Source organism: Yoonia sp. (assembly GCF_030731595.1).
GTDB lineage: Bacteria > Pseudomonadota > Alphaproteobacteria > Rhodobacterales > Rhodobacteraceae > Yoonia.
In genome coordinates this window covers 38,016-57,205 of the sequence record NZ_JANQTS010000128.1, presented here as the reverse complement: position 1 = coordinate 57,205, position 19,190 = coordinate 38,016, and the positions used below count along the sequence as shown (strand labels likewise).

Below are 19,190 nucleotides of genomic sequence, written 5' to 3'. Positions count from 1 at the left end.
ATGGCCTCGCGTGGCCCCTGCAAGCGAAAATCAGCGTTTGCCTGCCCGGATGGCCGCGTCCGGCAGTGTCAGTTTGCGGATCACGGGGCGCATCTGTGGCGCAATAGCAAAGCGGACCATTGTCATGCCGCCGGCGATGGGTGTTGCGTAGCATTTCAGATGACGCCCATCATCAAGCATCGCGTCTTCGCACCATGGCTTGCGCGCACCAACCTGTTGCACGAAATTGCGCATTTCGGACCATATCGGCGAAGGAATGCAACGGTCCTGCCAGATCGACATTTCGGATTGCAGTTCACGGTATTCCAGCATCAGTTCGGCATTGGTCGACCAAAGCGCGCCATAGGCACGGTTAGTGGTGACCAGCGTGCCGGCAGCGGAAAACACGGCGATTGCATCGGGAAGCGTATCAAGCACCGCTTGCCCCGTCTCGATATCGGAACGAAACCGCCGGGTCAGTGACACTTCGGCGCTGATATCCTCGAAGAGAAATGCAAATGCGCCATCAGGGTGGGGGCGTCCTGTGACCCGGTAGGTTTGGCCGTCGGGAAGCGCCCAGTTTTCGCTATAGGTCCCGTTCTTTGCGGCCGTTTCAACGGCTGAGAACTGTTCACGCCAAGAGCCATAGTTCTTTGGCTCTGGCATCATGCGTCGTTCGCGCAGGCGGTCAAGGACAGTATCGATCGATGGTTTCGCCGTGAGAAAATCGATCGGCAGTTGGGTCATCTCAAGCATCGCCGGATTGAACATGACCAGCTGACGGTCCCTATCGAAGATTGCCAATCCAATCGATAATTGGGCAAAGGTCTTGCCCAGCGTCTGGACAAAGCTCTGTCTTTGCTGATCGACGCGCACAAGCGCGTTTGCATCATTTGCAAAGTGAAGGAAGCCATCGGCATGGGCAACCGTTCTCACATCGAACCATTGCGTAACTTCAGTTTGCGGGTTTGTGATGCTCAACCGGTGCTCACCCTGCGTATCCAGATTTGAAGGCATCACAAAGAGCGGCGTTTGGTAAGGATCTTGCGGCGCTGCAAATTCACAATAGGCCCGATTGGCCCAGCGCAGTTTTCCGACCTTGTCGGTTTGCCAAATCAGCTGTGTCGTATGGGCGGCCACATCATGCATCAATGATGTTCGGGCATCATCCGCCGCCTGAACCCACAACTGCATCACCGTTTTTTCGGCAGTATAGAGCGACAAACGAAGCTGCGTATCATCACGCTTGATGTCGATGAAAACCTCGGGGCCTTCCTTGCTCCGCAGGCGGGTTGCGGTCGTGGTCGGATCATCAAGAGTGCTGCCAAGTGTGGGAAATCTTGCCTCGAGCGCATGCAGAACTGCATCATAGTCAGACATGTGATCGGCCCTGTGGTCCAACAAAGCAACCGCCCCGCCCGTCGCATCGACCAGCGATTTACCCTGAAACAGGAAAACGGCGACGCAAGCTTCTATGCCTGATGGGTCTTTCGGAGCCATTGCAACTTGTTTTTGTTTCGGCTTCAGCACAGCCAGTATCAAGCCTGCACCGACAAAAGCCACCAACAAGACCATGGCTAGATCCGCCGCATCCATCAACATTGCCCATCCATTCCTGATCCTGCTCAAAGCCAGCATCGGCGAGGAAGGTTAATGTGGGATTAATTGAAATGCTCTAGGGCCAGGTTGCGATCGGTTGGTTCTTACCCAAAGGCGTGCTGCCGAGTGGTTCACTGGCTTGCAGCACGTTGCGTGGCCAGATCACTTCGACAACCGCTCCTCCGGTTGCTTGCCCATTCCAGCTTGCGTGGCCGTGACGGCGACTGTTTGTAAAGGTTAGCTTTGCTCCGGATCGCTCCAATAGCGTCTTGGCAATAAAGAGACCAAGACCCATGCCCTCATAGCCGGGACGGCGTGCGCCATCTTCAAGCAACCGACGGCGCCTGACATAAGGGTCTCCGATGCGGCCGATGACGGATTGTGGAAAGCCATCGCCATCATCTGAAATGCGCACAACAATCTGGTCATCGGTCCAATTTACCTCAACCCAAACCGCAGACCGCGAAAAATCCACGGCATTCTGGATCAGGTTTCGCAGCCCGTGGATGATCTCGGGCCGGCGCCTGATAATCGGTTGTGTCAGTCCCGCTCCCTCTTCTGGCGCGATATAAAAGAGCACAGCCTTACCACGGTTTATATGGGGGTCGGCGGCTTCGCGTACGACGGTTTCAACGGGAGCCTGCCGCAAATGCAGGTCATCTTTGCCTGCCTGCCCCATGGATTGCAGGATATCACGGCAACGGTCGGCCTGTTGACGAATTAGCTCGGCATCCTCCAAAAGCTCGGGATGGTTCTCGAGTTCTTCTTTCAGTTCACTGCTGACCAGTTTGATCGTCGCGAGAGGCGTGCCCAATTCATGCGCCGCGGCAGCAACCACACCCCCAAGATCAGTGAGCTTTTGCTCCCGCGCGAGGGCGAGTTGGGTTGCAACCAGCGCCTCGCCCATCGCATGCATTTCGGTGGTGACCTGACGGGCATAAAGGGCAAGGAAGACCACGCTAATCAAAAGCGCCACCCAGAAGCCGAACTCGAACAAGTTGGGTAGCGAAAGCACGTTGCCATCAGCACTGATCAGCGGCAGGTGAGTACGGCTGATCACTGTGACCAAACAAATGGTCATCAGGCCAAGAAAAATCGTGTTGCGCAGGTGCAAGACAGTTGCTGCAATCGTGACAGGCGCCAGTATGAGCATCGCAAACGGATTATTCAGCCCCCCAGTGAGGAACAAGAGCAGCCCGAGCTGGACAATATCAAAAACCAGCCAGAGGGTGGCCTGTACTTCGGAGAGGCGTTTGTTTTCAGGGTAGGTATAGCTGGAGATGATATTTGCCATCACAGACAGAGTGATGACCAATGCGGCCATACCAACTTCAATTTGTATATTATAGACACGCACGGCGACCAAAATTGCAATCGTTTGACCTATGATCGCGAACCATCGCAACGCGACGAGCGTCCGCAGGCGCACCCAATTGCTGCGCTCCTGTTCATTGAAAAGCTGAAACTCGCTGGGCGCCATGCTGTTGGGTCCGATATGCTGATGATCTGGAAGGATAAGGCGAAATGGCGCAGGATCAATGCGGCTTGGTTGCTGTGCGGTGCTTTGTTGGTTTTGCAGGGTATGGTTGCAGTTGACGCAAAGCATTGGCGGCCTAACTAAAAGCTCGGTAAGCACAGTTAGGGCAACGGATGAATATCGAGGCGTTGGATCTGGGCGAAGACAAAAGTCTTCTCCTCGTTGATGATGACGAAGCGTTTTTGCGTCGTCTGGCAAAAGCGATGGAGAAACGAGGTTTCGATGTCGAGATGGCAGGTTCGGTTGCGGCAGGACAGGCGATAGCAACCGCCCGCCCGCCCGCCTATGCGGTTGTTGATCTGCGGCTCGAGGATGGGAATGGGCTGGACGTGGTGGAAACGCTGCGCGCTCGTCGCCCAGAAAGCAGAATCGTTGTTCTGACAGGCTATGGCGCCATTGCTACAGCGGTTGCAGCGGTCAAGATCGGGGCGACCGACTACCTCGCAAAGCCGGCAGATGCCACCGATGTGACCAACGCGCTGCTCTCGCGGACAGATGCGTTGCCCCCGCCACCTGAAAACCCCATGAGCGCTGATCGCGTGCGTTGGGAACATATTCAGCGGGTTTATGAACTTTGCGACCGGAATGTTTCGGAAACGGCACGGCGTCTGTCGATGCACCGCCGGACCTTGCAGCGGATACTGGCGAAACGCAGCCCGCGCTAGTCGACTGCAGGCGCCCCGCTAATTTCCTTGCGAGAGTCCGATAACTTCGCGCTTGCCGTCTGGGGTTATGACCGTTACGGCGCTCGGCGTGATGTCCAACACTTCCCAATTTCCGACCTTGTCACCCACCCTTGCCCGAAACATTTGATTGTTGTTTGACAAGCGCAGCAACGCCACCTGCACACTGTCGCTTTCGACGATCCCCGTGAGGCTAATCGTGACAACCACCGGAGCAGGCACCGCCACCGTTGCGATTTCAGGTGGACGCCGCGTGATATGAAAAAGAGGTCTGGCAAGGAGTTCTTGTGCGCCCGCTGCAATCAATGTCTGTGGGTCCGGGCCCGTGGGGGCGGCTGCCTCTGTGCCATCACGCGATGACAGGCGAGGTTCTTGGCCAAGCGGCATCCAGATCAAACCGGCAAGGACGATTGAAAGCAGACCTGCCGCCAATGGTACCGTCGTTTGGATATGCGGTGAAAGGTTCATGGCTATCTTGTAAACCCGCTCAGCTTCAGTTCGATCGCCAGAGGTCGGTCATCGACTGTCTGGTTTGTCGCCCGCGCCCGCCGCAGACTGACGCTTTCGACAACGATCTTTGGCTCATGCGCTGTGAGGCTTTCCAGAAAGCCCCCAAGCTGACTTTCCGAAACAACACCGTTGAGCGTCAGTCCCATACGAAGCGCACCGCTCAGCTGTTCGATCTGATCCGCGCGTATGACCTCTAGGCGGACCTGGTTTTGCTGGGCAAGGGCCTGCATCTCGGTTTGCATTTGTGATTGCGCGAGTTGCGGTGTGTCGGCGCTATAGAATTTTGAGAGAACATCGGGCGCAACCTGTTCGGTTGTGGCGCGTTGTGCGCGCAGAATTGTCTCTTGCTCTAGCGCAATGTCATCGTAGTTGTTGCGCGCAACATTGGCCAAAAACAGCGTCAGCAGGATCAGCAAAATAGATGTTCCCATCACCAATAGCGTCCCGACACGACGCACCAAAGTGGGGTTATAGAAGGCGAAACTACTCATCAAAGCAGCCCAGTCAGAGTCGCGTTGATACGGAAGCGTTCGAGATTCTGGGTATTGTCGCGCGTGACAGGTGATCCGAATTCAATATCGGTCACTGAATCGAGCGTAGAAAGCAGACGAGTCACCTCTGCGGCAGATGGCGCGAAACCAATGAGGGTTAGATCACTGTCTTGGATGATCAATTGTTCCAGCCACACGCCGTCTGGAAGTGTTGCAGCGAGCGTTCCGATGACGGCGACGCGGGCATCCCCAAAAGCGCGCCGGTCTCGAAGGCCTTGTGTAATCGCTTGAGCTGCCGCCAATTCACGCAGTTCTGCGCTGGCCTGTGCTGCTCTATCAGAGACGGTGGAGTAATTGGCCGCCTGCGCGATAAAGAGTGCAATGGCTGAAACACTGAAGACTGCAAAAGCTGCCAGAGGCATTCGAAGCGCGGGCGGAATTTTCCCAAGGCGCGCGAGAGGGCCGCTGGCTTTGGCCAAAATGGACGGCTTCTTTATCCAATCAGGCTCAACGCCAACACGGAGTGATCCGTCTTCACGGTGCCGGCGCGCCAGATTGATGGACTTTCCAGTGTTCTTGATGCCCTCCAAGACCCAGTCAATCGAGCTTTTTAGAACAATCGCACCCTCGACTAGCCAATCGCCCTTTTTGGTTTCCTGTGCGGACCAGAACCAGACACATTGTTCGCGCTGAATCGGCGAGCGAAACTCAAGCTCGGTCTCAATCATGGCCTGCAAGTCGTTGAAAGGGCCGTTGGGAATCTGAAAGCTAAGGTCAAGCGCTGTTCGGCCCGCAAAGACAAGGTCGATTTCACGTTCCGGCAATTCCTGCAAACGCGCGATCAACTCGGCTTTATCCGTAAAGCCGAACACATCTTCGTCTAGACGCAAAGTGTATGATCTGTCCCCAAGATAGAGCTCTGGAGGCGGCGCTTTTTTGGGGATCTTCGGCGGCTCATTCATCATCGACACGCTTGCCGAAACCAAATTGACCAGCTTCGTCATGGTATTAACGGACTTTTGGGTCGTCGATGGGTTGGATGACATGTCTGGAGAGGTCGTCATTCCGGTGCGTGGCCTTTAAACGAATTGCGCTGAAGGGCAGTGTGCCCTTCAGCGCGTTAGGTTTCAACTGTCGCTTTGCTTAAGCTGTCGCGGTTCTCGTGAATAGTCTGTGATCAAAGAACTGGTGACCCGGCAATACTGTTTGAACCAATCCAACAGGCATTTCCATGTGGCGGACCATGATCTCGGCGACGAGGTCGCGGTACTCGGTCGCTGTCGGAACAAACCGGTTCTGGAACAATGCAGCAGGATCAAGCGTTGTGATATCTGGTGCAAGGCCACCTACCGTTGGTCCACCGAATGCAAACCATGTGCTTCCTTTACCGTGGTCTGTACCGCGGCTCCCGTTTTCGATGACGGTACGGCCAAATTCAGTGCCAACCAATACGACAACGTCATCTATCAAATTTCCGGACCCGCTCATATCAAGGTAGAAGGTCAGGAAGTCATTGGCGCCCTGGAACAGGCGCTGATTGAAACCGAACGACCTATCACCAACACCTGAGATATTGTCAGGAACTTGGTTTGCGTGAGTATCCCAGCCGACATTCCAATCCAATGCAGCTACCTCTAGTGGCACACCAGCCTTGATAAGCTGTGCCGCCAGTCTCAAACCCCTGCCCAGATCGGAGTTGGAGTAGTTCAAACCAAGCATTCCCGCTTCACCAGCCGGCACGTCGAACATGCTCGAATTCTGAACTTCGGCGATTGATTCAAGCATGATGACCTGGTTTTCACGGACTTCCGCGGACATGCCAGCTTCGTCAACCTCATGCGATGCAATCAGATGCATCAATTCGGTCAACTGGTTGTCTTCACACCCACCCGTCGTACAGAAGTTGTCGTTCCTAAGGTCAAAGCTTGAAGCTGCCTGAACGACCGGGATCGTTAACGTGCCCCGGGCTTCTGTGCTGAGGCCATTCTTGCCAAGGACAGCCCCGCGCAGCGGGTGCATTGGGTTGGCTGTATTCTGAAGATAACGGTTCAGGTAACCATCGATGATGTTGTTACGCGCACCCGTACCAATCCAGCGTTGGTTGTCAAAGTGTGACCGCCCGCCATCATCCATTGCAGTTGCGGGCGCAACCATCAGGCGGCCGTCTTCCCAGATCCGTTGCAGACCAATCAAGTTAGGGTTCATACCGCGATAACCGTTGTCCCCAGCGAGCATTCCAAGATTGTATGCGCTGTGTTCGGTGCCGGAATCTGGTCTTGGAATGTTGATATTCGGACGGTGCGTGTAGTACCAGTCGTCACCTACCGCAGGAAAAAGGTGCAGACCATCCGCACCTCCGCGCATGAAGACCTTAATGAATGTTTTCTGCCGCCCGCTCTCATTTGATTGGCCAAATGAAAACTTCGGTGCGCCTGCGACACCCGCCATACTTGCAGCGGCTACCATTGCTGAGGACTTTAGAAATTCTCTACGGTTTTTCAATTTGGAAACCTTTCCTATTCGGTTGGTGCCGATGCTTATTGCAATTGGAAACTTGGAAGGACGACGAGCAGGCCGGCAGCCCGTTCAAATGCGTCAGTCTCATTCACATCAGGATTGCGAGGATCAAAGATCCCGTCCATCCCTTTCAAAACAGCTACTAGTTGCTCGTATTCTTCAAGAGAGTAGCGATCTGCGGTTGCGATCGTGAGGAGATAGGCGGCAACCTCTTCTGCGGTTTCGATACCGGCCTCTTCAATCTTTGTCTGAAGGTCGAGGTTATGCGTACTGCTGCGCTCTACCGTCTCTGTCACTGCGCGGAACTTGCCGATCATTGACGCAGAGCTTGTCCATGCTGATCCTGTTTCAGGCAGACCTGTCGGAAGCCCAAATTCAAGTGGGTCGAAACCACCCTCACGGCTCGCTTGACGGAAGCGCTCGAAAAAGCTGCCCTCGGTATCATCAAGATTTGGGCTCAGACCCAGTGCACGAATGACGGATACAGCATACTCATAGGGTGTCTTTACCTTGTTGCGCTGCAGTTCAACGGTTGTGATGAATTCCGGCGCCGTCAGAATTGCGCGCAGGATTTGACCCGAATTGCCATTTGTTGCTTGCCAAGTATCGACGCAGAGCTGGACAAAGTTCGCCGGAGGCACATCTGCAACGAACCGCTGCACGATCTTGCCGCAGACATAGTTCTGGGTACGTGGATCGTTGGCTAGCAAGGCGATAAATTCTTCACCCTCTTGAACGCCAGCTGCACCGGAGCGGCCTGGCATGACAAATCCGTTTAGGAACTGAGCAGAGAATGTCTTGTCTCCTGAATCATGGTCGCCTTCACGGAATTCAAACTCAAAGAGTTGGGGCGCGTCGTCAACGCCGCTATTCGTCCGGCGGTAGTTCCAGCCAGTGAAGATGCGCGCGGATTGGATAACGTCCTCTTCCGTATATCCACCGTTGACGCCAACAGTCATCAGCTCGAGAATCTCGCGGCCGTAGTTTTCATTGAGGCTATTGGCACGGTTCCGGTCGTTATCAAGGAACTGAGACATCAACGGGCTTCGGGCGGAATAGAGCAAAAGATCTTCAAAATCTCCGAAAGCGTTCTCGCGGAAGAACTGACGGTCTTCGACGTTCTGCTGGCGAATATCGCTGTCTTTTGTCGATGCAAAGAAATGGTTGCTCCAGAAGTCGCTCATGACATCCTGAAGTTGCTTTTCGGAAAACGCAGAATGTGCAAGGTTGTTACGGAACAGACCACTCAAAATGCGCCCTTGGTCGTTGCTGGTTGTATGAAGAAATGCATCCGCATTGAGACTGTTGAACACGGCGTCGTTGATTGCGCTAGGGTTCAGCTGCTCATCTATATAGTTGGTGATGCCAATCTCACGAACGCGTGCGTAAAGCTCGGCGGTCGGTCCATTTGTCATGCGCGAGAGCGCCATTGAAATACCGTCACCTGCCATTGCAGCTTGGAATTCATAGGAAACAGGAACAGTCGTGACTTCGGAATTCACGCGGGATGCCCCCGTCACTGTCACTGTTGCTTCTCCGGTTATCAAATCTTCCGGGAACAGGCGCACCGCAAATTGACCAGTGTCTTGACCCACATCGACAGTAACTTCACGCCCCGATGGCAAAATAACAGCGTTAACGATGTTGAATGTCTCTGGCTGCATAACCTGCCCAAAAAGGGTCTGGCCACTGGATGAAACGATTCCTGCCTCGGAGGGTCCGCCGGTAATCTGAACAGCTTGTGTCAGCGCTACGTTGGTCGGCGGTGTAAGCGCGCTTGCGCGTGCCATATCTGCCGGCATGACAACAGGGACAACTGGTGTCGGTGTCGGTGTTGGAACGGTGGACGGTGGGACAGTAGGAGTTGGTACAACCGGCGCGCCTGCAACGGGCGTTCCCGCTGGGGGCGGAACGGTTCCTGGGGTTATGACAGAGCCGCCGCCAGTGCTCACCGACCCGCCTCCGGAACTTGCAACTTGCTCTGTCGTTCCTGACGAGGATGTGCCGACCGATCCGGAAACGCTTCCTGCCGAACGCGCTGCCTGCGGATTGGCGGAGGCCATTTGCATACCAGCACCATTGGTCATTGCGGTATCGCCACCAACGTCACCGCTGGAAACAGCTGTGCCGCGATCAGCAGAACCACCGCCGATCACAAATGGTTGGCGTGGCTGAACCGAAAGGGATGCAATCTGTGTTTCTTGCATAGCAGCGTTTGCTGGCGCTGCCGGGTTGTTTGATAAACTCGCAGCAAGGACCTCGGCCTCTTCAGCTGTCAGGGCCTTCGCAATATTTGCCACGCTGACCGGTTCCCCGCCAATCTCGTGCATGGACACCAGCGCGACCTGCTCAAGTGTCAGATCAACACCCTCCAACTCCAGAAGATGATCGCCAGCGCTTAGCATCGTGATCACTTTGAAAGGTTCCACACTGTCACTGGGAACTTCTGGAGCCGTCATGATGACCTCTCCGTCGAGAGTCACTTTGACAGGGTTATGGGCGGGGGACGTAAAGACGTACATTCCGGCAGTTGTCACGCTGATCTGAAGCGGAAACACAACAGTTTCGGTCTGTACCGATGCCGCAATCACCTGATCTTCAAGAGCTACGGCTGCGTTCGATATAACGGCTTCTTGGGCCAAAGCGCTTGTTGCCATGGCAGTCAACAATACGGGCGTAATTGCAAGCAGTCGAATATGGTGCGATGTCATTTGGCAGCTCTCTGTTTGGGAGGGTCTCAATAAGAACAGAACGTTAGCATGAATATAAACACAGGATGAACATAAATGGTCCAAAAAAAACGCGTGTGGCAAGTATCTCTATTCATGACTAGTTAATGGGCGTAAAAACGCTCATGACCGTTGCCAATAGGCAAACATTTCAGCGAAAACAGTCGTTATATCCACCAACAAGGCCCAATTCCGCGAAGCTGCCGTATATTTAGGCGCAAAATGGCCCTCATTCTGGAAATAGTGATGGTATTCGAAGGCAATAGAATCGCCTTGCGGTACAGCAACGGGCAAGAATCATAGGCGGCGAACTGTATTGATGGACATTAAGAATGCGCATTAAACTGCCCGCTATTTTCCTTGAAAACGGAACGCTTACTGATGCCGATTTGGCAAAGGTAAATGATGCAGCCGCGGCCACTGGGCAGCCGGTGCGCACTGTCTTGGACCGGTTGGGCCTCATCTCGCAAAAGGAATGGGCCCGAGCCAGCGCCCAACACCTCAATTACCCGTTGCTGACCGTTGACGATCTGCCGGCACGTTTGCCAACGGACTCGCGCCTCTCGGCGGATTACCTGCAAAGGTCGGCGATCGCACCGATCGAAATATCGGACCAACGCGCCTTCTTTGCTGTTGCTGATCCATTTGATGACCAAGCGCTTGCTGCTTTGGATATGATTTTTGGTGCAACCCTAGAGTTGGGCGTTGCAACCGATCGTGACATTGAAATGGCCATGGCACGCAGCGCCGCTGCTGCTGCCTTGGAGGGCTCAGATACGTCCAAGGTCGTTGCGGGTGGCATGGGGTTTGCGCTCGATACAGATAAACTGACAGAGCTTGCCAATAATGCACCAACTGTCCGGTATCTTGAGACTTTGTTCGATACAGCGCTGGAAATGCGAGCAACGGATATTCACCTTGAGCCCAGCAAGACGGCCGCACGTGTCCGTCTGCGCGTTGACGGTGAACTGCTCGAGGTCCAAAGCCCTGAAGCGGGCATTTACGAAGGTGTCGTCTCGCGTCTGAAAATCCTCGCCGGAATGGACATCAGCGAACGTCGTTTGCCGCAAGATGGTCGGATTCGCCAACGTCTTGCTGGCCGCGAGATCGATATGCGGGTCGCAAGTGCGCCGATGATCCATGGCGAAACAATTGTCTTGCGGCTGTTGGACAATCAGGAAGGTCTGTCGAAACTTGCCAATCTCAAGCTGCCTGTGCATGTGTCCAAACGGCTGGGCACAGCGATCAAACAGCCTAATGGCTTGATCCTTGTGACAGGCCCGACAGGCAGCGGCAAAACCACTACGTTGCATGCCGCGATGAATGAACTCAATGACAGCCGTCGGAAGATTGTCACGATTGAAAACCCGGTTGAAATTCAAACACCGGGTTTGCAGCAGATCGAAGTGAACCCAGAGCTGGGATGGACCTTTGCTGCGGCATTGCGAACGGTTTTGCGCCATGACCCCGACGTGATCATGGTGGGCGAGATAAGGGATAGTGAAACCGCCGAATTGGCTGTGCGTGCCGCAATGACCGGCCACCTCGTTTTCTCGACCTTGCACACCAATACGGCGCGTGATGCAGCGACGCGGTTGATCGACCTTGGCGTGCCGGAATATTTGATGAAATCCGTTGTCCGCTTGGTTGCCGCCCAGCGCCTTGTCCGGCGCGTTTGTCAGGCCTGTGCGGAACCCGTTGATCGCGACAAGCAACCCAAGCTCTTCGAGATTTTCAACAAGATCAACAAACGCTCTGGCGGACACAGCGACCCGGAGAATCTGCATCTCATGAGGTCCGTCGGTTGCGAGGCCTGCAATCAGACAGGCTTTATGGGGCGTGTCGCCTTGTTCGAGGCCTTGGAACCCGAGGAACTTGAAGCACAAGACAAGCGTGGTGTACGCACGCTTGGGTCAGAAGGTGTGCGCATGATCGCAGAAGGTCATACAACGCTGGAAGAAGTCATGCGCGTGCTTGGTGTAAAAGCCTTTTAAAGGGAGTTTCGGGTGAGCGAGACAAAAAAGACATTCGTCTATGTTGCCCGAGATGCAAACGGTGCAAAGCAATCAGGTGAAGTGCTTGGCATCAACCAGACCGAGGCAAAGCGCGCGCTGCGTGCTCAGGGCCTATTTCCGATCACGCTCGACTTCAGCGACGGCACAGCAGCAACGGCAACAGGCAGGTCTGGTCGGCCGATCCGCATCAAGAATGCGCTTACGCCGCGGCAAACGACAGACTTCCTTGTGCGATTGGCCAAGCTTTCGGGGCGCCAAATCCAGGCAGAGCGCGCATTGGCCATCATTGGTGACGGGGGAAACGACCCGATCTCCAAGGCGGCGCTGCGGGTCCGGGACAGTCTTAGAGAAGGACAACCGCTCTCACAGGCCCTTCTGGAAAAGGCCGGCATGAATGACCCGGTTGTCTTGTCTTTGATTAGCGGCGCCGAAGCATCGGGTGACATGGGCAGCGCACTCACGACCGCGTCAGAGATCATGCAAAGCCGCCTTGATGTGCGCCGGCGGATTATCACAGGGCTGACCTATCCCGGAATCCTCATGTTTGTCGCAATCCTCTCTGTCGGGGTGATCATGATCGCGATCATCCCGCAGTTCTTGCCATTGGTTGAAGACCGGATCGCGTTGGTGCCAACTATGGGCCGCGTTGTCTTTGCGTTGTCCGCATTTCTTGCCGCCCTTTGGCCGGTCATTGTATTGGCCTTTTTTCTGCTTGGCGCGGCAGCCTATCTTGCTGCGCGGCGGGGATTGCTGAATGGTATCTTGGTTCGCGTAGGCAATCGCGTGCCGCTGATCCGGAAACTTGTCCTGCGCAACCAGATGATGTTGTTGCTTTATGTGCTCGGTGCTTTGCTCAGCCGCGAAATCACCTTGAGCGGCGCATTGCGTGTTGTGTCAAAATCCACCCCGGCAGGGCCTGTTCGACAGGGTATGGCGATTGTTACCAAAGATGTTGAAAGCGGCGCCTCGCTCTCTGCGGCCTTCCGCCGCGCCAACCTGCTACCGCAGGAAGCGATCGAAATGATCCGTATCGGCGAAGAATCCGGCGATCTTGGCGGGATGATCAGCCGCACTTCAGACGATATGCGCGAGGCCGCTGATCGCGATCTTGAACGCTTCTTGTTACTTTTCCAGCCCGCGCTCATTGTAGGTGTTGGCCTGATGATCGGAGTAAGCCTCTATGCATTGTTTTCAGCTATCGTATCCGTCAATGCGATTTCGTTTTAGATCCCGCCCCCAGCGCCGCCGTCCGGCAAGCGCAGGCTTTTCGCTCGTCGAGATGCTTGTGGTTGTTGCGATTGTGGGCCTTTTGATCGGCCTCGTCGGGACTGGGGCCATCCGCCAGTTGCAGAATTCGCGTGTGAACGCCGCTGAAGCGCAGATTGCGCAGTTGCGCAGCGCCTTGGATATTTTTCTGATCGAGACGGGCCGCTATCCGTCAGAACAGGAAGGTCTGATAGCGCTGGTCGAAAACAACAATCAAATTCCGGGCTGGAACGGGCCCTATTTGCGTGATGGCAACCTGCCCGCCGATCCATGGGGCGGCGCATATATCTATGTGTTGGATCAGGGGCAGGTGCGCATCCGGACGCTGGGTGCGGACCTACGCCCCGGCGGGACGGGTGTGGATGCCGATGTGGAAGGCTAGACGCAGCAAAAGGCGTCGCAGCACCCGTGGCTTTGCCATGGTCGAGGTCTTGGTCACGGTTGCGATTGTCATATTGGTTGGCACGGTCGCCATTTTTGCGCTGGGCCGTTCAGATCGTGCGCAATTGCAAAACGATGTGGCCGAGATTGCACTCATTCTGCAACAGGCCCGTTTGCAGGCGGCAGAAACAGGTCAGCCGGTCGAAGTTCAGTATTCGCGCGAAGACCGCAGCTTGGCTACGCCAACGGCCTCCTATGAATTCGGGCGTGGTGTGACAAGCACAACAGAGTCCGCAAGGATTGTGATCCGCCCTTCTGGTGAAAGCGAAGGGTTGGACCTTGTTTTGGTTGCCGGTGATTTCACCCGTTCTGTCGCATTGGACTGGCTGACCGGCCAAATCCGGATCGCACGATGAAGCGGTCGGGCGGGCAACGTGGCTTTACCCTGATCGAGACTTTGGTCTCTTTGGCGATTGCTGCCATCGCAGTCACAGGGTTTTACCAAGCCTTGTCACAGGGCCTTTTTATGGAGCAGCGCGCCACGATCCAGGCCGAACAGATGCTTGTCGCGACGCAGATCATGGACCGCGTTGGCGTCGATATTCCTGTGCGGGCGGGCATCCAAGACAATGGGACAGCGCAGGGGCTGGCATGGTCCTATGTCGTCTCGGAAAGCGGAACGGCCGACATGGACCTTGGTCGTATCCGCGCCAATGAGCTGCTTTACATTTATGTCACCGTCGGATCGGATCGCCCGGATGGCAGCCCCTTGGTGCTGCGCGGTATACGCTATGTCGAGACACCGCTATGACGACGCGCTGGGCAAGACGACGCCGACACGCGGCGGCCCGCGGCTTTATCTTGGCCGAGGCACTGGTTGCACTTTCAGTGGCTGCGCTGACGATTGCCTTACTCACCGGCGCGACCTTTGGGTTGCGACAGACGGCGATGCAGCCTTCTGTCTTGCAACAACAAGCAACAGACTGGCTTACGGCGCGACGTGTTTTGCAGGCTTGGGCGGGGTCGGCAACAACAGACGGTTTTGGTACAATCGAAAGCCGTTTCTTTGGGTCGCCCTCAGAATTTCGCTTGATTGTGGATGACAGTACAAGCCGCAGCAATCGCCCCGTTATGATTGCGCTTCGGATCACGCAAGAGGATGGATTGTACCGTCTTTCTGCCACGCGGCACTTTGATGTCCGCGACGTGCGACTTGGCAATGAGCCGATACGGGCCAGCGATGTTATTGTCTCGGACCAACCTCTCAGTCTCGTTTATTATATGGCGGCCGGAATTGGGTTGAATGCTCGGGCTTGGACGTACGAGCCCGCGGCGGAACAGGGCCTCCCCTATGCTGTCGCAATTGAACGCGGCGCTGAGCGGATGATCGTTGCGCCGATGCCAGCGACACGCAGTGCAAGTTGTGTCTCGCGTCAGGGTCTTCGTGGGTTGGAGGGGCAGCCTTGCGAGTTGCGCTGATCCCAAGACGCGGTCGTTTTCGCGGCTTCATCTTGCTCACCGTCCTTTGGATGTCGCTGGGCTTGCTGCTTGCGGCATCCAGCTATCTCGCAACACAAAGGCAAACAGCCCTGTCGACCCGCGCCGAAGTCGAGACAAGCCGTGCAGTCGAATTGGCGCGCAGTGCGCTGAACGTTGCTTTGGCCGATTTGGGACGGGTTGGAGACGATGTGCCCAGAAGCCCAAGAGATGGCACACCGATTGCCATCTCAATGGCCGAGGGCCAAGCCATCTATCGGATCTGGGACGAGGGCGGGAAACTTGATGTCAATCATGCCCCCGTTCAGATGATCGGGCCCGCACTGCAAAGCTTGGGAGACGGGCAAGGCATCGACGCATTTGATGCAGTGACAATTGCGCAGGTGATTGTCTCACAGCGCCAAGACGCCAATGCTTTAGGCGATTTCCCGTCGATCGCGATCATGCTTTCGCAGTTGGGCTTTCCACAGGAGGCCAGTTTGCAAGCGCGGCGGATGCTGACCACATATAGCGGCACTGCGCAAATCAACCCAAGGACCGCATCTGCCGACCTGCTACGCGCCGTTCCTGGGGTCGGGCCAAGTGACGTGTCGCGGATTATTGACAGCCGAAGCGCTGGGCAGCCGCTCCCTCAGCTTGGTACCGCTGGGATCTGGCTGGGCGGAACAGAAGGGCCTGTCTACACCATCGAGGCAGAGGGCATCTTGGCGAGCGGCGTTCGTGTCGAGATTGTCGCGACCGTCGCAGAACGCGGCATCAGTTTCCGGCGCGGGCGAACGCGGTTTGATGTTTTGGGTCTGGAAATCCTCAGATGACCGGGCTGACTGGTGGGTTCATCGTTACGGCTTTGCCGGTCGTTGTCCTGATCGTTGCCTTGACCTTTGGCCCCCTTCCAATCGTCGTTCGCGGGCTGCTTAGAGGTGTTTTCGACCCCCATCTTACCCGGAGTTGGTATCGTGCAGTTTCGCTCGGCCTTGGCCTTGGGATGGTCGGTTCGGTCGTCGCTGTCATGATGATCGACACCAGTTTGACGTCGACTGCCGCTTTGCTCTGCCTACTTTTTCTACTTGCAGGTATCGACTGGCAGTGGCGTTGGTTGCCCATCGAATGGACAATCGGTGTCATCGTTCTGGGGCTTATCTTTGCCTTTCAATCCACGGACCCATTGCGCATCTTGATCCACATGGCGCTGCCAGCAGGCGTCTTGCTTTCTGTGCGTCAAACTGTGCTTTGGGCAATGAAAAAAGAGGCCTTGGGCCTTGGCGATGTTTGGCTCGTGGCGGGTCTGGGAGCGTTCCTCGCACCATTCGAAAGCTTCTTACTCATTGGTTTTGCGGCACTTTCCGGACTTGTTGAAATCGCTATCAGAGTGCGGATTCACGGAAGGGCGGCGGTTCAGAGGGGCGTGTCATATGGAACACACCTGTGTATCATTTTCGTCATTGTCCGTAATTTCGCATCACTTGGCTAAGGCTCTGTTGTTAATGTCCAGCTAATAAAAGCGCACCCAGGCACAAGATTTGGGGCGGGGCTGATGAGGCAGAGCATGAAAAAAATCATAATACTCGCGGCTGTCGCCGCGTTCCTGGCTGCGTGTGAAGAACTCCCACAAGCAGACCGTACATCGAACGACAACAATCTTCCGGGTTGGCAGCTTGCCAATATTTTCGGCAACAATGGTGACAATACGTCATTGAACCGCCAACAAGGGCGCGTGACAGGTGGTCAGCGTGTCGAAGCGGGGCAAGGCACGATCTTTCCGGGCCGTCAGCCTCTTTTGATTGACAGCGATTTTGTCAACGAGAGCGGCGAAAGAACTGTGTCGCTGAACCTTGTGAATGTTGATATTGAATCGGCAGCAGCAGCGATCCTTGGCGAGTTGCTGCAGGTCAATTACGTCATTGACCCCGGCGTACAGGGTACTGTGAACATTCGTTCTTCTCAGCCCGTGACACGCACCACCGCGATTGAAGTTTTCGAGCTTGCGCTCGCGCAGAACAACGCGGTTCTGGTGCGTCGTGGCGACATTTTCGCGATCTCGCCGCTTTCAGCGAACCTGTCGATTGCGCCATCAACCTCGCGGGACGTTCTGCCGGGCTATACTCTTCGTGTGATCCCGTTAAGGAATATCGGCGCACAGGAGATGGCGGCGATCCTCCAGCCTTTCGCGGGTGACGGTATTGTTGGCATTGATGCCCAGCGGAACATTCTGGTTCTGGCCGGTACTTCGGTTGATCAGCAGTCCTGGCAGGACACGATCCAGAGCTTTGACGTCGACTGGCTTGCGAACCGATCGGTTGGTATCTTTCCCGTCAATGGTCGTTCGGCGCAGTCCATCGTGAACGGACTTGAGCGCGTGGTGGAAACGGATGAGTCGTTTGAACCACTTGTAGTCTTTGAGGTCATTCCGGAAAACAACTCGATTCTTGCGGTCGCCAAGACACCGCGCGCCCTCGAGAACGTGTCCGTCTGGATCAACCGTTTGACCCGTGAGGGGGCAAATGATGCGCAGGTCTATTCCTATGACATGAAGTATGCGCGTGCCTCGGATATTGCGCCGACACTTTCGCAGATTTTGGGGATCTCGGTCGAAACCTCGAACGAGGATGCCGATGTGATCCAAGCAAGTGCAGATTTCTTTGCGCCACAGGGTACCCTGAACGCCACGCGCGTTGTCGGCAGCGAAGCAACAAATACGCTGCTGATCCACTCTACACCGGATGAATACCAGCGTATCCTTGGCATCCTGCATCGGCTTGACGTGCCACAGCGGCAGGTTCTGGTTGAAGCGACAATCGTCGAAGTTTCTTTGAATGATGACCTGCGTTATGGTGTGCAATACTTCCTCGAAGATGGTGGTGGACGGGCGGTCCTGTCGCGCGGCGAAAGCTTTGATCTTGCGCCAAACCTTCCCGGTTTTGGTCTGACGCTTGGCGGGACACCAGCGAATGCTGTGATTGATGCGCTGGATAGCATGACTTCAATCAACGTCATTTCATCGCCTAACTTGATGATCCTGAACAATGAATCCGCGCGTCTTGTCGTTGGTGATCAGGTTCCGACATCAGTACGCACGGCACAGAATGCGGATAGTGCAACCGATGAGGTCTTTATCTCGACGGTCGAGTACCGCGACACCGGTGTGATCTTTGAAGTGACGCCGCGCATCAACTCGTCGGGGTCAGTGATCTTGAACATCCAACAAGAAGTCAGCCTTGTCGGCAGCACTGATGAGGCGACGGGCAACCCAATCATCTCACAACGTGTGATCGACAGTTCTGTCTCAGTCGATAGCGGTGAAACGATCGTCCTTGGTGGCCTGTTCTCGGATCGTCGGACCAACGGAAATGGCGGCATCCCTATCCTCAAGGATCTGCCCGTTGCAGGCGCATTGTTCGGGAGTAGCTCCAGAAGCAGTTCGCAGACAGAACTGCTGGTTCTGATCACGCCACGCATCGTGAACGATCGGATGGACGCACGCCGTGTCACACAGCAACTTCGGTCTCGGGTCGAGTCGCTTCGTCAGGAAGATGCTTCACTCAGCACACAGATGAACATTCCGACGATGAACACGGCCAACTCTGCGATCATCGCGCGCTCTGCAACAGCTGAGCAAAACGTTGCAGAAGCTGCACGCTCTGTGGTTGCGACCCCTGCTGTGGCAACTCCTGCAGTCGCCCAGGTTGCCCCCACCCCTGTCGCGGCAGCTGTACCGGCGGGTCGTCATATCGCGGTGCTTGGCTCGTTCAGTTCCTCTGACAATGCCCAGCAGCACTGGCGCGATCTGGTTGGTCAGAATTCTGCGGCCTTGGGTCAGTTCACACCTAGTTTCCGCCAAGCTGGTGGCCTGACCATGGTGACAGTTGGTCCGATGTCACGCGATGCAGCGAGCAAGATCTGCGTCGATGTCAAAACAGATTGCTTTACCGCCACGCAGTAAGGCACTCGCAACAAACCAAGAAAGGCCCGCCCTGAGAAATCAGGGC

At 55.5% G+C, this 19,190-nt stretch carries 17 protein-coding genes; 10 read left to right on the top strand and 7 right to left on the bottom strand.

Features of this window, described 5'->3' with window-relative positions; all coding sequences use genetic code 11:
- Window positions 1-30 precede the first annotated feature (30 nt).
- Both NWQ23_RS14835 and regB read right to left on the bottom strand, forming a co-directional pair.
- On the bottom strand, window positions 31-1,575 hold the full coding sequence (locus NWQ23_RS14835; protein WP_306167164.1) for a PAS-domain containing protein: 1,545 nt from the start codon (window positions 1,573-1,575) through the stop codon (window positions 31-33).
- Window positions 1,576-1,654: 79 nt separating this feature from the next.
- Window positions 1,655-3,058: a sensor histidine kinase RegB gene (gene regB, locus NWQ23_RS14830; RefSeq protein WP_306167163.1), complete on the bottom strand. Its 1,404-nt coding sequence runs from the start codon at window positions 3,056-3,058 to the stop codon at window positions 1,655-1,657.
- 170 nt (window positions 3,059-3,228) lie between these two features.
- Here regB and NWQ23_RS14825 point away from each other — a divergent pair, with 170 nt between their 5' ends.
- Window positions 3,229-3,780: an ActR/PrrA/RegA family redox response regulator transcription factor gene (locus NWQ23_RS14825; RefSeq protein WP_306167162.1), complete on the top strand. Its 552-nt coding sequence runs from the start codon at window positions 3,229-3,231 to the stop codon at window positions 3,778-3,780.
- Between the two features lie 18 nt (window positions 3,781-3,798).
- On the opposite strand, the gene NWQ23_RS14820 is transcribed toward NWQ23_RS14825, so the two are convergent.
- The 5 genes from NWQ23_RS14820 to NWQ23_RS14800 form a co-directional block, all read right to left on the bottom strand.
- Entirely contained in the window at window positions 3,799-4,266 is a 468-nt protein-coding gene (locus tag NWQ23_RS14820; RefSeq protein WP_306167161.1) for a hypothetical protein, read from the bottom strand.
- 2 nt (window positions 4,267-4,268) lie between these two features.
- Window positions 4,269-4,799 (bottom strand): GspMb/PilO family protein, encoded by a 531-nt coding sequence (locus NWQ23_RS14815; RefSeq protein ID WP_306167160.1) that lies wholly within the window; start codon window positions 4,797-4,799, stop codon window positions 4,269-4,271.
- Window positions 4,799-5,863, bottom strand: coding sequence for a PilN domain-containing protein (locus NWQ23_RS14810; protein WP_306167159.1), 1,065 nt, complete (start codon window positions 5,861-5,863; stop codon window positions 4,799-4,801). The genes NWQ23_RS14815 and NWQ23_RS14810 overlap by 1 nt, the downstream gene beginning before the upstream one ends.
- A gap of 79 nt (window positions 5,864-5,942) precedes the next feature.
- On the bottom strand, window positions 5,943-7,247 hold the full coding sequence (locus tag NWQ23_RS14805; RefSeq protein ID WP_306167158.1) for a DUF1501 domain-containing protein: 1,305 nt from the start codon (window positions 7,245-7,247) through the stop codon (window positions 5,943-5,945).
- Window positions 7,248-7,336: 89 nt separating this feature from the next.
- Window positions 7,337-9,973, bottom strand: a complete 2,637-nt coding sequence (locus NWQ23_RS14800; protein WP_306167157.1) for a DUF1800 domain-containing protein — start codon at window positions 9,971-9,973, stop codon at window positions 7,337-7,339.
- A gap of 404 nt (window positions 9,974-10,377) precedes the next feature.
- Here NWQ23_RS14800 and NWQ23_RS14795 point away from each other — a divergent pair, with 404 nt between their 5' ends.
- The 9 genes from NWQ23_RS14795 to gspD all read left to right on the top strand — a co-directional run bounded on the left by NWQ23_RS14795 (window position 10,378) and on the right by gspD (window position 19,144).
- Window positions 10,378-12,039: a GspE/PulE family protein gene (locus NWQ23_RS14795; RefSeq protein WP_306167156.1), complete on the top strand. Its 1,662-nt coding sequence runs from the start codon at window positions 10,378-10,380 to the stop codon at window positions 12,037-12,039.
- 12 nt (window positions 12,040-12,051) lie between these two features.
- The gene (locus NWQ23_RS14790) at window positions 12,052-13,287 is read left to right on the top strand and encodes a type II secretion system F family protein (RefSeq protein ID WP_306167155.1); all 1,236 of its coding nucleotides are present in this window, start codon (window positions 12,052-12,054) and stop codon (window positions 13,285-13,287) included.
- Window positions 13,271-13,708 (top strand): type II secretion system major pseudopilin GspG, encoded by a 438-nt coding sequence (gspG, locus tag NWQ23_RS14785; RefSeq protein WP_306167154.1) that lies wholly within the window; start codon window positions 13,271-13,273, stop codon window positions 13,706-13,708. Before NWQ23_RS14790 ends, gspG begins: the two co-directional genes overlap by 17 nt.
- Window positions 13,689-14,123: a Tfp pilus assembly protein FimT/FimU gene (locus NWQ23_RS14780; RefSeq protein ID WP_306167153.1), complete on the top strand. Its 435-nt coding sequence runs from the start codon at window positions 13,689-13,691 to the stop codon at window positions 14,121-14,123. Before gspG ends, NWQ23_RS14780 begins: the two co-directional genes overlap by 20 nt.
- Window positions 14,120-14,518, top strand: coding sequence for a type II secretion system protein J (locus NWQ23_RS14775; protein WP_306167152.1), 399 nt, complete (start codon window positions 14,120-14,122; stop codon window positions 14,516-14,518). The genes NWQ23_RS14780 and NWQ23_RS14775 overlap by 4 nt, the downstream gene beginning before the upstream one ends.
- Window positions 14,515-15,186 (top strand): hypothetical protein, encoded by a 672-nt coding sequence (locus NWQ23_RS14770; protein ID WP_306167151.1) that lies wholly within the window; start codon window positions 14,515-14,517, stop codon window positions 15,184-15,186. The genes NWQ23_RS14775 and NWQ23_RS14770 overlap by 4 nt, the downstream gene beginning before the upstream one ends.
- Before the next feature lie 50 nt (window positions 15,187-15,236).
- Entirely contained in the window at window positions 15,237-16,019 is a 783-nt protein-coding gene (locus tag NWQ23_RS14765; RefSeq protein WP_306167150.1) for a type II secretion system protein GspK, read from the top strand.
- Complete coding sequence (locus NWQ23_RS14760) at window positions 16,016-16,675, top strand: A24 family peptidase (protein WP_306167149.1); 660 nt, start codon at window positions 16,016-16,018, stop codon at window positions 16,673-16,675. Before NWQ23_RS14765 ends, NWQ23_RS14760 begins: the two co-directional genes overlap by 4 nt.
- Window positions 16,676-16,750: 75 nt before the next feature.
- A complete protein-coding gene (gspD, locus tag NWQ23_RS14755) occupies window positions 16,751-19,144 on the top strand; it encodes a type II secretion system secretin GspD (protein WP_306167148.1) in 2,394 nt (797 codons plus the stop codon).
- Window positions 19,145-19,190: the final 46 nt, after the last annotated feature.